The organism is Streptomyces sp. VRA16 Mangrove soil (assembly GCF_017377775.1).
In the GTDB taxonomy this organism is placed as follows: domain Bacteria; phylum Actinomycetota; class Actinomycetes; order Streptomycetales; family Streptomycetaceae; genus Streptomyces.
This window is the reverse complement of the sequence record NZ_JAFVLN010000006.1, coordinates 218,792-232,933: the sequence shown is the minus strand read 5'-3', so window position 1 is coordinate 232,933 and position 14,142 is coordinate 218,792. Positions and strand designations below refer to the sequence as shown.

General features: G+C 71.1%; 11 protein-coding genes. 6 read left to right on the top strand and 5 right to left on the bottom strand.

The window, feature by feature from the left end; genetic code table 11:
- Positions 1-8 precede the first annotated feature (8 nt).
- Both J3486_RS18620 and J3486_RS18615 read right to left on the bottom strand, forming a co-directional pair.
- On the bottom strand, positions 9-1,985 hold the full coding sequence (locus J3486_RS18620; protein WP_207821476.1) for a right-handed parallel beta-helix repeat-containing protein: 1,977 nt from the start codon (positions 1,983-1,985) through the stop codon (positions 9-11).
- Positions 1,986-2,041: 56 nt separating this feature from the next.
- On the bottom strand, positions 2,042-3,001 hold the full coding sequence (locus J3486_RS18615; protein ID WP_207821980.1) for a hydroxyacid dehydrogenase: 960 nt from the start codon (positions 2,999-3,001) through the stop codon (positions 2,042-2,044).
- A gap of 352 nt (positions 3,002-3,353) precedes the next feature.
- Here J3486_RS18615 and J3486_RS18610 point away from each other — a divergent pair, with 352 nt between their 5' ends.
- From J3486_RS18610 to J3486_RS18595, 4 genes are all read left to right on the top strand, one after another.
- The gene (locus J3486_RS18610; protein WP_207821475.1) at positions 3,354-4,208 is read left to right on the top strand and encodes a sugar ABC transporter permease; all 855 of its coding nucleotides are present in this window, start codon (positions 3,354-3,356) and stop codon (positions 4,206-4,208) included.
- 44 nt (positions 4,209-4,252) lie between these two features.
- A complete protein-coding gene (locus J3486_RS18605) occupies positions 4,253-5,116 on the top strand; it encodes a carbohydrate ABC transporter permease (RefSeq protein WP_207821978.1) in 864 nt (287 codons plus the stop codon).
- A 68-nt stretch (positions 5,117-5,184) separates the two neighbouring features.
- Positions 5,185-6,843 carry an extracellular solute-binding protein gene (locus J3486_RS18600; RefSeq protein WP_207821474.1) on the top strand — a complete coding sequence of 553 codons (1,659 nt, stop codon included), beginning with the start codon at positions 5,185-5,187 and terminating at the stop codon, positions 6,841-6,843.
- A gap of 86 nt (positions 6,844-6,929) precedes the next feature.
- Complete coding sequence (locus J3486_RS18595; RefSeq protein WP_207821473.1) at positions 6,930-7,976, top strand: LacI family DNA-binding transcriptional regulator; 1,047 nt, start codon at positions 6,930-6,932, stop codon at positions 7,974-7,976.
- Here the strand turns inward: J3486_RS18595 and J3486_RS18590 are convergent, their stop codons facing one another.
- Positions 7,977-9,419, bottom strand: coding sequence for an APC family permease (locus tag J3486_RS18590; RefSeq protein ID WP_207821472.1), 1,443 nt, complete (start codon positions 9,417-9,419; stop codon positions 7,977-7,979).
- Positions 9,420-9,489: 70 nt separating this feature from the next.
- Between J3486_RS18590 and J3486_RS18585 the strand changes: the two genes are divergently transcribed.
- Both J3486_RS18585 and J3486_RS18580 read left to right on the top strand, forming a co-directional pair.
- Complete coding sequence (locus tag J3486_RS18585; protein ID WP_207821471.1) at positions 9,490-9,915, top strand: DUF6153 family protein; 426 nt, start codon at positions 9,490-9,492, stop codon at positions 9,913-9,915.
- 92 nt (positions 9,916-10,007) lie between these two features.
- Entirely contained in the window at positions 10,008-11,651 is a 1,644-nt protein-coding gene (locus tag J3486_RS18580; RefSeq protein WP_207821470.1) for a multicopper oxidase family protein, read from the top strand.
- Between the two features lie 49 nt (positions 11,652-11,700).
- Here J3486_RS18580 and J3486_RS18575 read toward each other — a convergent pair whose 3' ends face one another.
- Both J3486_RS18575 and J3486_RS18570 read right to left on the bottom strand, forming a co-directional pair.
- Complete coding sequence (locus J3486_RS18575) at positions 11,701-12,915, bottom strand: MFS transporter (protein ID WP_207821469.1); 1,215 nt, start codon at positions 12,913-12,915, stop codon at positions 11,701-11,703.
- Between the two features lie 111 nt (positions 12,916-13,026).
- Positions 13,027-14,046, bottom strand: coding sequence for an endonuclease/exonuclease/phosphatase family protein (locus J3486_RS18570; protein ID WP_207821468.1), 1,020 nt, complete (start codon positions 14,044-14,046; stop codon positions 13,027-13,029).
- Positions 14,047-14,142: the final 96 nt, after the last annotated feature.

The following is a 14,142-nucleotide window of genomic DNA, read 5'->3' as shown; positions in this document are numbered from 1 at the left end:
GTGGGCGGCTACGGCGTCTGCTTCACCAGGCGGACGTCGTCGCACCAGGAGTGGCCCGTCCCGGCCCGCGCGTAGCAGTACACGGTCGCCTTCGTCGAGCTCGCGCCCGTGGTGAAGGAGATGGAACCGCCCCGCCAGTCCGTCCCGGTGAAGAGCGGGGCCCGCGTCTGCGTGCCGCCGAAGTTCTTGGCGCCCAGGGCGAGCTGGGTGTCGTACGCGTCGACGCGCCCCCAGCCGGAGAGCACGTACGTCGTGTCCGGCTCGACGGTGACGATCTGCTCGGCCGAGGTGGGCGAGCCCGTGAGCTGGGCGGCGTAGCTGCCCGCGTGGGGAGTCGTGGTGCCCACCGTGAACGTCGTCGAGCCCGTCCAGGGCGCCGCGGCACCGGACTCGAAGCCGCCGTTGGAGACGAGGTTCGTGCCGGCGCAGGACGCGTCGTCGAACGACGAGACCTGGAAGGCGCCGATGTCGGGACGGCAGGCCGCGGGGGTCGCGGCGCCCGCGTAGTCGTGGCCGCCGTTGTCGGGGGTGGCGAGGCCCGCCTTCAGCGCGGGTGAGCCGGCCGCCGGGCGGTAGTCGAGCGGGTCGGCGGAGGTGGCGTCGGTCAGCCGCGGGTCGGCCGTGATCTTGCCGGGGTCGGCCGGTTCGGAGGACGGGTGGTTGCCGTGGATGACGTTGTCGCGCCAGGTGTGGTCGGTGGCCGTGTAGCCGGAGCCGCCCCAGCCGCCGCTGCCCCGGTTCAGGATGATGTTGTTGCTCCACAGCGTGGTGGAGGTGCCGCCGCCGTCCTCGACGACGGCCGTGGTGCCGCCCTCGGGCAGCGCGAAGACGTTGTTGTAGAGGTGGGCGCCCGCGTCGCCGACCGCGTACAGGATGCGGGAGCCGTCGTTCACGGAGACGTTGTGACGGGCCACCGTGCCCGCCGTGTCGGCGCCCGAGCCGCACGCCCCGCACAGCAGCAGGAAGCCGCCCTCGTTGTCGTGCGTGTAGTTGTACTGGAAGACGGCGCCCCGGGTGCCGAAGTCGGCGTCGAAGGCCATGCCGTCGTTCAGTCCCGGTCGCCGGACGTGGTGGACCTCGTTGTACTGGAAGACGGTCCGGTCGCTGTTGATGGTCCAGAAGCCGGCGTTGTTGCCCGCCGAGCGCATCCAGATGTCGTAGCCCTCGTTGTGCTCGACCAGGGCGTCACGGGTGACGCGGACGACCATGCCGTCGCCGCCGATGTCGTGAATGGTGTTGCCGCGGAAGACGACGTTCGTGTTCGCCGTCCACGCCGGGCCCGATGAACAGCCGTAGACGGCGCGGCAGTTCCACGACGACGCGGTGGTCAGGCCCTCGCGGTCGACCTTGTAGATCTCGCTGTTCTCGACCAGCACGTCGTCGAAGTGCGTCGGGGTGGTGGTGCCGGAGACCCGGAACTGGATGCCGTTGCTGTTCTTGGTGTCGCCGCCGTTGACGTCGTGGACGTAGACGTCGTCGAGGACGTAGTGGGTGCCGGTGCCGTAGTCGGCCAGCTCGACCAGGATGCCGCCCCGCTCGGCGTCGGCGGCGCCCTGGTTGGTGACTTCGAGGCCGCGGATCTCCCACTGCTGGACGTTCTTCAGGTACACGCCCGCGTAGACCGCGCCGCCGCCCGCGATGACCGGGCGGGCGCTGCCCGTGCCGTACGGGGCGACCCGCACCGGCTGCCCGGCCGAGCCCGAGCCGTGCGGCGCGAACTGCCCCTGGCAGGTGGCGCCGCGCTTGAACCAGGCGCGGTCACCGGGGCCGAAGTCCACGGCGTTCACGGCGGCGAGGCTGTTGAACGGGGCCGCCGAGCTGCCGGTGCCCGCGGACGCGGCCGAGCAGTCGACGTAGTAGTCGGTGCCGGAGGCCCGCGCGGCCGCCGGGCCCGCGAGACCGGTCGGGCCGCAGAGGGCCAGGGCGGCACCGGCCGCCAGGGCCCACAGGGATCTGACGGTGCGGGGGCGAATCGAAGTGCTCATGGGTGCTCCTTCCAAGGGTTCGGTCCTTTCAGGGCTTTGTGAGCAGGCCGGGCCGATCACGCCACCCGCAGCAGGTCCTCCCGCACGGTCCGGCCGACCAGTTCCCGGCCGGACACGTACCGCTCGACCTCCTCGACCGCGTACCGGCCGAGCCGCTCCACCTCGCTGCCCTGCGCCCCGGCGATGTGCGGGGTGACCAGGACGTTCGGCAGGGTGAGGAGCGGGTGTCCGGCCGGCAGCGGTTCGGGTTCCGTGACGTCCAGGTAGGCCGACAGGCGGCCCGTCGCGCACTCCAGGGCCAGGGCCTCGGTGTCCACCAGGGAGCCCCGCGCGGTATTGATCAGCACGCCGCCGTCGGGGATCAGCTTCAGCAGCTCCGCGCTCAACAGGCCCCGTGTCTGGGGCAGTTGGGGCGCGTGCACGCTCACGATCGAGCTGCGGCGGCACAGTTCGGCGAGGTCCGTCGACTCCGCGCCCGCGACACCGTCGACGTACGGATCGTGGAGCAGCACCCGGTACCCGGCCGGGTCCGCGCGCAGCCCCTCGATCACCCGGCGGCCGATCCGGGACGCCCCGATGATCCCGACGGTGCGCCCGTCGGCGCCCTCGCGGGCGGTGAACCGCGGCCACGCGTCGGCGTACCGGGCGGCGGCGGGCAGGGCGCCCTTCGCCGCGAAGGCGATCGCGGCGAGGGTGTACGCCACGACGGGCCCCGCGTTGGCGTCGGCGGCCGAGGAGACCAGCAGGCCGCGCTCCCACACGGCGTCGGTGACGATCGGCCGGACCGAGCCCGCCGCGTGGATCACCGCCCGCAGCTTCGGTGCGCGGTCCAGCACTTCGGAGGTGAGCGGCGGACAGTCCCAGCCGGTGACCAGGACCTCCGCGGACGCGAGCGGACCGGCGGCCGCGGCGGCGTCGAGCGGTCCGGTCAGCGGGCGGGGCGCGAGCCGCACGCTCCGGCCGAGGCGCTCGCGCAGCCCGTGCGGAAAGACCCGCTCCACCACCTCGGCACCCATGGCCAGCGCCGCGGTCGGTCGGTATGCCGTCACCGTCACTCGGTCCCACCCCTTGTCTCCGCGTATCTCTGTAACCGGTTACTAAACCGTGTCGGAAGTCTGGGCACCAGCCCTGCACCGGGTCAATATTCATTGGGTTCAAGGGGGTTGACCGCTTCCTGTAACCGTTTTAGATTCCCGCTCACCTTGTTCCAACGACGGAGGGGTTCCCGTGCCCACGGTGGCGAAGGACAGGCCCGAGACCGGGATGGCGGAGCCACCGGGCGGGCCGCAAAACGGGTCAACTGCCCGTATAAGCAAGCGATCTGAGAAATGGAAACGGTTTCGGAGCAGCCGCACCCTGCTGCTGCTCATGGTCCCGGGGGTCGCGTACTTCCTGGTCTTCCACTACGGCGCCTTCTTCGGCAACGTGGTGGCGTTCAAGGAGTACGACCCGTTCGCCGGGCTGTGGGGCAGCTCCTGGGTCGGCTTCGGCAACTTCAGCCGGATGTTCGGCGACCCCGACTTCTGGCACGCCACGTGGAACACGCTCTACATCGCGGTGCTCCAGCTGGTGTTCTACTTCCCGGTGCCGCTGGCGATCGCCCTGCTGCTGCACAGCCTGACCTCGGACGTCACACGGCGCTTCGTGCAGTCCGTCGTCTATCTGCCGCACTTCCTGTCGTGGGTGATCGTGGTCGCCCTGTTCCAGCAGGTCCTGTCCGACACGGGCCTGCTCAACAGCCTCCTCGGCGACAGCGGTCTGCACACCGTCGACATCATCGGCAATCCCGACGCCTACCGGCCGCTCGTGGTCGCCGAGGTGATCTGGAAGGACGCCGGCTGGGGCACCATCATCTTCCTGGCCGCCCTGATGCAGGTCGACGAGCAGCAGTACGAGGCCGCCGCCATCGACGGGGCCGGGCCGTGGCGCCGCTTCTGGCACGTGACGCTGCCGTCGATCCGCCCCATCGTCGTGCTGCTGCTGATCATGCGGCTCGGCGACATCCTCTCCGTCGGCTTCGAACAGATGCTGCTGCAGCGGCAGTCGGTGGGCCCGGAGGTCGGCGAGGTCCTCGACACCTTCGTCTACTGGCAGGGCATCGTCGGCGGCGACATCGGCTACGCCACCGCGGCCGGGCTCTTCAAGGGCCTGGTGGGCGCCGTCCTCGTCTTCGTCGCCAACCGGATCGCGCACCAGCTCGGCGAGCAGGGGGTCTACAAGTGAGTACGTCCGTGAAGGCTCCCGCCCGTCCCGCCCGCCCCTCCTGGATGGAGCGGCCCAAACCGCTCACCAGGGCCGCGAAGGGCCTGGCCGTCCTCGTGCTGCTGGCCCTGGTCCTCGTACCGTTCCTGGTGATCGTCTCCACGTCGCTCGCCTCCAACAAGGAGGTGGTGGCGAACGGCGGCTGGGTGCTGTGGCCCACCGACCCCACCCTGCGCGCCTACCGGAACATCCTCAGCGGCGGCATCGTCACCAAGGCCCTGTGGGTGAGCATCGGCATCACGGCCATCGGCACGCTGCTCTCGCTGGCCTGCACCGCGACCCTGGCCTTCGCGCTCAGCCGCCCGCGGGTCTTCGGCGGCAAGCCGGTGCTGCTGCTCGTGCTGTTCACGTTCCTCTTCCCGCCCGGCATGATCCCGGCGTTCCTGCTGGTGAAGGGGCTCGGGCTGCAGGGCGCGTACGCGTCGCTGATCGCGCCCTGCCTGATCAACGTCTTCAACCTCGTGGTGCTGCGCGGCTTCTTCCAGGGCATCCCGGAGGAGCTGTACGAGGCGGCACGCCTCGACGGCGCCGGTGACTGGGCCACGTTCTGGCGGATCGCGCTGCCGCTGTCGAAGGCCGCGCTCGCGGTCGTCGGGCTCTTCTACGCGGTCAGCTACTGGAACTCCTGGTTCACCGCCTCCATCTACCTGGAGTCCGACCACTGGCCGCTCTCCCAGGTGCTGCGCACGTACGTGATCGGCGGTGCGCAGATCGCCGACTCGGGACTCAGCGAGGCCGGCATGGTCTCGGCCCCGCAGACGACGCAGATGGCGGTGCTCGTGATCGCCGTCGTGCCGATCCTCGTCGTCTATCCCTTCCTGCAGAAGTACTTCACCAAGGGCGTGCTCACCGGCGCCATCAAGAGCTGATCCCCGGCTCCTCTCCCACCCCCCGCACCGGTTTCCCCGACTTCCTTTGTCCGAAGGGTTGTTCCAGCATGTCCGCTCCTGCTTCCCGTATCTCGCGCCGCACCCTGCTGCGTTCGATCGCCGTCGGCGGCGCCGCGCTCGCCGCCCCCTCCGTCCTGACCGCCTGCTCCGACGGCTCCGCCGGCGGCGGCAACGTCTCCAACGCGGGCAAGAAGGCGGCGGCCTGGCCGGCGTACGCCCCGGCGAAGGGCGCGACGCCCGATCTCGCGGCGACCGCCGACGGGGTGCAGGCCGGCTTCACGAAGTACCCCTCCGACCTGGTCCGGGCGGTGGCGGAGAAGCCCGGCTCCGGCAAGGAGAAGATCAAGGTCCTGACCATCACGTACGGCACGCCGCCGAAGCCGGCCGCGCAGAACAAGTACTGGCAGGCGGTCAACGAGGCGCTGGGCGTCGAGATCGAGTTCACCGTGGTCGCCGACGCCGACTACCGCTCGAAGCTGGCCACGGTCTTCGCCGGTGACGACATCCCCGACGTGATCAACCTCGGCGGCGGCTATGTGCTGCCCCGCCAGGCCCAGTTCGTGCAGACCCGGTGCGCCGACCTCACCGACCACCTGTCCGGCGACGCGATCAAGGAGTACCCGAACCTCGCGGGCATCCCGACGTACGCCTGGCAGGGCATGGGCCGGATCTCCGGGAAGCTGTACGGCGTGCCGGTGGAGCGGCCCAAGCCGCAGGACACCCTGTACATGAACAACCAGGCCTTCACGAAGGCGGGCTACCGGCCGGGGATGTCCACGGACGACTTCGCGGCGATGGCTAAGGACGCGACCGGGTCGAGGAAGTGGGCGCTCGGCGCGTCCGCGACCGGCTACTTCAGCTACAAGATGCACGCCAACTTCTTCGGCGCGCCCAACGAGTTCGCGTACCGGGACGGCAAGATCGTCCACTTCGGCGCGAGCGACGAGTTCAAGGCGATGCTGGAGTACCTGGCGAAGCTGCGGGCGCAGGGCTCGTACTACCCGGAGGCCACCTCGGTCTCGCAGGTCGACCTCAAGACGCAGTTCTGGAACGGCTCCGTGCTCTCCATGGGCGACGGTTTCGCCGCGTACACGAGCAACGCGCAGGGCATCAAGGGCGCCTACGACCTGGACGTGGCGCAGGCGTACGCGGCGCCCGGCGCGACCGTGAAGTACCAGCAGAGCCAGGGCTGCTTCGGCTACACGGTGATCAAGAAGGCGTCCAAGGAGCGGATCAAGCTGATCCTGCGGGTCCTTGACTACCTGGCCGCGCCGTTCGGCACCGAGGAGTACGAGCTGACCCACTTCGGTCTGGAGGGCACGCACTTCGAGCGCGACAAGGACAACAACCCGATCGCCACCGAGCTGGGCCTGGTCGAGTCGAAGACCAACGTGCCGTTCACCTACCTCTGCGACGCGCCGCAGGTCCTGTACGCGCCCGGGTACGGGGACGTCGTGCGGCGACTGCACGCCTACCAGCAGAAGGTGGTGCCGCTGATGCAGCCCAACGTCCGCTTCGGCCTGCAGTCGAACACGTACAACACGAAGGGCGCGACGCTGGAGCAGTTGATCAACGACTCCGTGACCGCGATCGTCAGCGGCCGCGCGAAGCTCTCCTCCTGGGACACCGCGTACGCCAAGTGGCAGGCGCAGGGCGGCAAGAAGGTGATCGAGGAGTTCACGAAGGAGTACGAGGCGGCGCACTGACCGGGCTGCCCCACGGCAGCGGCGCAGGCGATGATGGTGCGGGGCCCGTACGGCGGGCCCCGCGCGGGCGAGACGAAGGAGTGAAGGTGGGCGAGCGGGCCACGATCCGTGACGTGGCGGCACGCGCGGGGGTCTCGGTGGCGACGGTGTCACGGGTTCTCGCGGGCAGCTATCCGACCTCGGCGGCCTCGCGCGCCAAGGTGCTGCGGGCCGCCAAGGATTTGGACTACGTGGCGAACGCGCACGCGCGGGCACTCGCCGGCGTCGGCCGCAAGACCATCGCGGTGCTGATGCTGGATGTGGTCAGCTCGTTCTACGCGGCGATCGCGCAGGGCGTCGAGAAGGAGGCCGCCCGGCACGAGCGGCTCACCCTCGTGGCGTCGACCGGCGCCGACCCGGCCCGCGAGCTGGCCCTGGTGCAGATGATGCGGGAGCAGGCCGCGGAGGCCGTGGTCCTGGTCGGCGGGGTGGTGGAGGACGACGAGTACCGGGAGCGGATGGCGCAGTACGCGCAGTCGCTCGCGGCCGCCGGGTCGCGCCTGGTGCTGTGCGGCCGGCCCGCGCCCGCACCCGACGTGCCCGCCCTCGTCGTGGAGTACGACAACGAGGCGGGCGCGTACGCCGTCACCAGCCATCTGCTGGGCGCCGGGCACCGCAGGATCGCGCTGATCGGCTACCAGCCGGGGAACACGACGGGCGAGGACCGGGTGCGCGGCTATCTGCGGGCGCTGGAGGACCATGGCGTGCCGGCCGCCGACCGGCTGCTGCACGGCGTGGGCTTCGGGCAGCTCAGCGGGGACGAGGCGATGCGCGACCTGCTCGACAAGTGCGACGGCAGGCCGGAGTTCACGGCGGTCTTCGCCGGCGACGACCGGGTGGCCGCCGCCGCGGTCAAGGTGCTCGCCGAGTACGGGCTGCGGGTCCCCGAGGACATCTCGGTGGTCGGCTACAACGACGACCCGGTCGCCGCCGACATGACGCCCGGCCTGACCACGGTGCACATCCCCGGCGAGGAGCTGGGCCGCACCGCGGTCCGCCTGGCCCTGGGCGCGCGGGGCCGCTCCGGGCAGGAGCGGCATCTGCTGGGCACCCACATTGTCGTACGGGACAGTGTGCGGCGCCTGACGCCGTGATCAGCGGTGATCCGGGTGCACCCAGCTCGGCTTGCGGTACTTGAGGAAGGCGGCCGGGGCGGCGATGCCGATCAGCAGCAGGCCGCCGCCGACGATCAGCAGGAAGCGCCACAGCGGTCCGGTGTCGTAGCCGTCCGGCGGCACGAACCCGATGACCATCGCGATCACGGAAGCGACGAACCCGACGCTCGCGACGGTCGTCACCGCCGGGACGACGAAGCCGCGCTCCACCTCGGGCTGGGTCTTCCGCAGCCGGACCACGGCCACGAACATCAGCAGGTAGGCGATCAGATAGATCTGGATGGTGATGACGGAGAACATCCAGTACTGACTGGAGACGCTGTCGCTGAACGCGTACAGGATGCCGATGAGGGTGGTCAGCACGCCCTGCGCGACCATCATGTTCTGCGGGACGCCGTACTTGTTGAACTTCTGCAGGTAGGGCGGCAGATACCCCTCCTGGCGGGAGAGCAGGACGAGGCCCTTGGCGGGTCCCGCGAGCCAGGTGAGCATGCCGCCGAGCGCGGCGCAGACCAGCATGATGCCGACGACCTTCGTCATCCAGCCGACCCCGAAGTGGTCGAAGAACGCCTGGAACGCCTGCATCAGACCGGCGGTCAGGCTCAGTTCCTTCGACGGCATGACCCAGCTGATGGCGAGCGCCGGAAGGATGAAGATCAGCAGCACGAGCCCGGTGGCCAGGAAGATCGACCTCGGGAACTCGCCGCGCGGGTTGCGCAGGGACGACACGTGGACGCCGTTCATCTCCATGCCCGCGTAGGACAGGAAGTTGTTGACGATGAGCACGAGGCTGGCCAGGCCCGTCCACGGGGGCAGCCAGTGGGAGGCGGTCATCGGCGCGGCCGACGGGTTGCCCTGGCCGAGGAAGACGATGCCGAGGACGACGAGTACGACGCCGGGGATGAGCGTGCCGATGATGAGCCCGAACGACGACAGGCCCGCGATGGTCCTGGTGCCGCGCGAGCTGACGAAGACGCCGGTCCAGTACAGGACGATGATGCAGATCGCGACGTACAGGCCGTTCTCGGCGAGGCTCGGGTCGATGACGTACGCGAAGGTGGACGCGACGTAGGCGAGCAGGCTCGGGTAGTACGCGATGGTCATGGCGAACTGGCACCACACGGCGACGAACCCGAGCGGTTTGCCGAGCGCCTCGCTGACCCAGCGGTAGATGCCGCCGGTCCAGCCGGAGGCGAGTTCGGCGCCGACCAGGGCCGTGGGCAGCAGGAAGACGATGGCGGGGAGCAGGTAGAGGAAGATCGCGGCGAGGCCGTAGATCGCCATGGTGGGCGAGGGGCGCAGGCTCGCCACGGACGCGGTCGTCATCAGACCGAGCGTCACCCAGGAGATGAACTGCCGCCGGTCCCCCTCGGCCGCCGCCTCCGCGACGCCCCCCTGCCCCGGTTTGTCCGTAGTCGTCATGGGGTCATGATCGACGGAGTGTCCGTCCCCCGCATGTCGTCCGATACGGGGTGGGGGTAAGGTGCGGGCCATGACGACGTCGAAGGGCCGCACGGACCTCGGACAGCTGCTGCTGTTCGTGGCGCTGCTCTTCGGGATCGTCGGGATGCACACGCTGGGGCATCCGACGGGACACGGCTCCATGGCGGGGCAGGCGGCCCACTCGGCCCACTCGGCGCACGCGATGCCGTCGGCGCCCGTCCCCGCCCACGCCTCCTCCCCCGCCGCCGTGCACGAGCACCGGATGCCGGGCGACGGCGGGATGGACCCGCTGGGCGTGTGTCTCGCGGTGCTCGGCTCGTTCACCCTGCTGCTGTTGCTGACGGCGGCGGTCCCGCGGCCGCCGGGGTCGGCACTGCCCCTGGGCCCCCTGCGGCGCGGCCTGACGTACGCGCACCGCCCCAACCCGCCGCCGCCGCGCACGACGTTGTCCCTGCTGTCGGTGCTGCGTCTCTAGGTCTGCCCACCGGCCGCTCCGGCCTGCCCGGACGCGGTCGGCCCGCATGCCTTCGCACGCAGCACGACACCGACATCGAGGTGCACTCAGTCATGCACAACCACCAGCAGTCCCCCTCCGGTCCCGTCTCCCGTCGCACCCTGCTGGGCGCGTCGATCGCCGTGGCCGGCACGGGAGTTCTGGCCGCCTGTTCCGGCTCGGGTTCCGGGCACGGCGGTCACGCGGGACCGGGCGGCTCCGCCCCCGCCGGGTACGTCGATCCGCGGGGCGCCGAGGTCGCGGCCGCGGAGCGCGGGCGCGGCTCGGGCGGCCGGGTCCGCAAGGTCGCGCTCACGGCCGCCGCGACCCGCCTCGACCTGGGCGACCGCACCGTCACGTCCTGGTCGTACGGCGGTGACCTGCCCGGCAAGGAGGTCCGGGTGACCGCGGGCGACACCCTCGCCCTGACCCTCGCCAACCACCTCCCCCAGGCGACCTCTCTGCACTGGCACGGCCTGGCCCTGCGCAACGACATGGACGGCGTCCCGGGCGTCACCCAGAAGGCGATCGCCCCCGGCGGGGACTTCACGTACCGCTTCAAGGTCGCGCACCCGGGCACGTACTGGTTCCATCCGCACTCGGGCACGCAGCAGGACCGGGGCCTGTACGCGCCGCTGATCGTCGACGACCCGAAGGAGCCGCTCTCCTACGACAAGGAGTGGGTGATCGTCCTCGACGACTGGGTCGACGGGGTGGACGGCTCGACTCCGGACGCGGTTCTGAAGGAGCTGCGGGCCGGGATGGACATGGGCGGCTCGGACGGCGGCTCGGGGCACTCCGGGCACGACATGTCGGGGATGGCCGGCATGTCGATGACGGACGGCTCCGGCGCCTCCGCCGGGGAGTCCCCGTCGGCGAACGCGCCGTCCCGGATGATGATGGGCGCGACCAGCGAGCTGCTCGGCGGCGACGCCGGGGACGTGAAGTACCCGTACTACCTGGTCAACGGCCGTACGCCGCAGGACCCTTCGGTCTTCAAGGCGCGCCCGGGCGACCGCATCCGGCTGCGGATCATCAACGCGGGCGGTGACACGGCCTTCCGGGTGGCGCTCGGCGGGCACGGGATGACGGTGACGCACACCGACGGCTTCCCGGTGCGGCACGCCACGACGGACGCGCTGCTGCTCGGCATGGGCGAGCGCTACGACGTCCTGGTCACGGCGGGCGACGGCGTCTTCCCGTTCACCGCGCTCGCGGAGGGCAAGAAGGCCACGGCGCTCGCGGTGCTGCGCACGGGCTCGGGCGCGGCGCCGACCGCAGGGGTCCGCCCCAAGGAGCTGAACGGCCGGCTGCTGACCGCCGACAAACTGAAGGCGGCCGACTCGGTGGCCCTGGAGTCGCGCGAGCCCGACCGCACGATCCGGCTCCAACTGACCGGCGGGATGGCCGAGTACGACTGGGCGTTCGACAAGAAGCCGTACACGACGGACCAGCGGCACCCGGTGCAGGCGGGTGAGCGCGTGCGCCTGGAGTTCGCCAACTCCACCGCGATGTGGCACCCGCTGCATCTGCACGGCCACACCTTCGCCCTGGCGAACGTGGCGGGCGGCCCCCGCAAGGACACCGCGATCGTGCTGCCGAACGGGACCCTGACGGTGGACTTCGACGCGGACAACCCGGGCCTGTGGATGGTGCACTGCCACAACGTGTACCACTCGGAGGCCGGGATGATGACGGTCCTCGGCTACCGGGCCTGACCTCCGCGTGCGGGGCGCGGACCACGGTCCGCGCCCCGTCGCCGGTGTCTCAGCCGCGCACCGGCTCCGCCTCGGCCGGCACGTGCCCGGCGACGACCCGTCCGGTCGTCGCGGTGGCGCGGCGCCGGTCGACCCGGTACGCGGCCGTGGCCACCGCGAGGCCCAGCACGGCCAGGGCCGCGCCCGCCACCGCCGGGGACGTCACGCCGAAGCCGGCCGCGAGCGCCAGGCCGCCGATCCAGGCGCCGCCCGCGTTGGCCAGGTTGAAGGCGGCCTGGTTGGCGGAGGAGGCCAGGGAGGGCGCCGACGCGGCCTTCTCCATGACCATCAGCTGGAGCGGGGAGCCGGTCAGGAACGCGGTCAGGCCGAGCAGCAGCACGCCGAGCGGCGCGCTCCACTCCGTGCGCATCAGCAGCGGGAAGGCGGCCAGCACCACGCCCAGCGAGGTCAGTCCGCCGAAGAGCGTGCCGCGCAGCGAGCGGTCGGCGAGGCGGCCGCCCAGCAGGTTGCCCATCGTGGCGCCGACGCCGAACAGGGCGAGCAGCAGCGTCACGCTGGAGTCCGCGAAGCCCGCGGCGTCGGTGAGCATCGGCGTGATGTAGCTGTACACGGAGAAGAGCGCGCCGAAGCCCGCCACCGTCGTGCCGAGCGCCAGCCACACCGGCAGCGAGCGCAGGGCGCGCAGTTCGCCGCGGACCCCGACGCTCTGGCCGTGGCCGTGGTCGGCGGGGACCAGCGCCACGAGGGAGGCGATCGCGGCGAGGCCGATGGCGCTCACCGCGAGGAAGGTCGCGCGCCAGCCGAGCTGCTGGCCCATCGCCGTGGCGACCGGGACGCCGACGATGTTGGCGACGGTCAGGCCGAGGAACATCAGCGAGACCGAGCGGGCCTTGCGCTCGGGCGCGACGAGCGAGGTGGCGACGACCGCGCCGACGCCGAAGAACGCGCCGTGCGGCAGGCCGCTGACGAAGCGGGCGGCCAGCAGCCAGTGGTAGTCGGGGGCGGCGGCCGACACCGCGTTGCCGACGACGAACAGGACCATGAGGCCGATCAGGACGCGGCGGCGCGGCATCCGCGCGGTCAGCGCCGCCAGCAGCGGGGCGCCGATGACGACGCCGAGCGCGTACGCGGAGACGAGGTGCCCGGCGGTGGGGATGGAGACGTGCAGGTCGTCGGCGACGTTGGGCAGCAAACCCATCATCACGAACTCGGTGGTGCCGATGCCGAAGGCTCCGACGGCCAGCGCGAGCAAGGCCAAGGGCATGGAGGATCTTCCAACCAGAACGGGGGTGAGCGGAATCCGTAAGTTTACGTACGGAACAAAGTGGCGCGCACCCGGTATTCCGGCAGGTTGAAGCCAGGTGACCGGTCTCCGTCAGATCTGGACCCGTGCCGCGATCGGCAGATGGTCGCTGTCCGTCCTCGACAGCGTCCACGACGAGACCGGCTCCACGCCCTTGACCATGATCTGGTCGATCCGGGCCATCGGGAACGCGGCCGGCCAGCTGAACCCGAAGCCGCTGCCCGCCGCGCCCTGCGTGGAGCGCATCTGGGAGGTGACCGCGTTCAGGGCGCGGTCGTTCATCGTGCCGTTGAGGTCACCGAGCAGGATGATCCTGCCGAGCTGCTCGTCGGCGATGGCCTCGCCGAGCGCGTCGGCGCTCTCGTCGCGCTGGCTCGCGGTGAACCCGGAGTCGAGCTTCACGCGCACCGACGGCATGTGCGCCACGTACACGGCGACCTTGCCCTCGGGCGTCGCGACCGTGGTGCGCAGCGCCCGGGTCCAGCCCAGCTTGATGTCGACGGGCTGGGTGTCGGAGAGCGGGTACTTGCTCCACAGCCCGACCGTGCCCTTGACCGCGTGGTACGGATACGCCGACGCGAGCGTCTTCTCGTACGTCGGCAGCGCGTCGCTCGCCAGCTCCTCCAGGGCGACGACCTGGGCGCCCGACGCGGCGACGGCCCTGGCGGTGCCGGCCGGGTCGGGGTTGTCCGCGTTCACGTTGTGCGTGGCGACGGTCAGGTCGCCGCCGCTCTTCTGCTTGTCGGTGAGCAGCCCGCCGAAGAGGTTGAGCCAGACGATCGCCGGGACCAGCACCGCGATCAGGGCCGTCGCCGACTTCCGTACGAAGCCGAGGACGAGCAGCACCGGGACGAACAGGCCCAGCCACGGCAGGAAGGTCTCGGTCAGCGAGCCGAGGTTGCCGATGGTGTTGGGGATCTGCGCGTGCAGCAGCATGACCAGGGCGAGCAGGATCGCGAGCGTCGCGAGGACGATGCCGCGACGCCAGTACCCCCGGTCGTTGCGCAGCCGCTCCCCCAGGCGTCGCAGCCGGGTCCCCGGCCCTGCGTGCGCCGATTCCTCGGCGTCTCCGTTGCCAAACGCCTGCGCCATGCCCTCGTCGCCTCACTGCCTGCCGTGCCCGCCGTCGTCGCCCGTCCGACACTAGGCGATGATCAGCGGTCTTCCGTTCCGTCACACCCCCGGCGG

What these genes read in the sequence shown, in the direction of transcription:
- J3486_RS18610 (WP_207821475.1), top strand. Translation starts at nt 3,354, where the DNA reads ATGGTCCCGGGGGTCGCGTACTTCCTGGTCTTCCACTACGGCGCCTTC.
- J3486_RS18605 (WP_207821978.1), top strand. Translation starts at nt 4,253, where the DNA reads ATGGAGCGGCCCAAACCGCTCACCAGGGCCGCGAAGGGCCTGGCCGTC.
- J3486_RS18615 (WP_207821980.1), bottom strand. Translation starts at nt 3,001, where the DNA reads ATGGGTGCCGAGGTGGTGGAGCGGGTCTTTCCGCACGGGCTGCGCGAG.
- J3486_RS18590 (WP_207821472.1), bottom strand. Translation starts at nt 9,419, where the DNA reads ATGACGACTACGGACAAACCGGGGCAGGGGGGCGTCGCGGAGGCGGCG.
- J3486_RS18585 (WP_207821471.1), top strand. Translation starts at nt 9,490, where the DNA reads ATGACGACGTCGAAGGGCCGCACGGACCTCGGACAGCTGCTGCTGTTC.
- J3486_RS18575 (WP_207821469.1), bottom strand. Translation starts at nt 12,915, where the DNA reads ATGCCCTTGGCCTTGCTCGCGCTGGCCGTCGGAGCCTTCGGCATCGGC.
- J3486_RS18600 (WP_207821474.1), top strand. Translation starts at nt 5,185, where the DNA reads ATGTCCGCTCCTGCTTCCCGTATCTCGCGCCGCACCCTGCTGCGTTCG.
- J3486_RS18570 (WP_207821468.1), bottom strand. Translation starts at nt 14,046, where the DNA reads ATGGCGCAGGCGTTTGGCAACGGAGACGCCGAGGAATCGGCGCACGCA.
- J3486_RS18580 (WP_207821470.1), top strand. Translation starts at nt 10,008, where the DNA reads ATGCACAACCACCAGCAGTCCCCCTCCGGTCCCGTCTCCCGTCGCACC.
- J3486_RS18620 (WP_207821476.1), bottom strand. Translation starts at nt 1,985, where the DNA reads ATGAGCACTTCGATTCGCCCCCGCACCGTCAGATCCCTGTGGGCCCTG.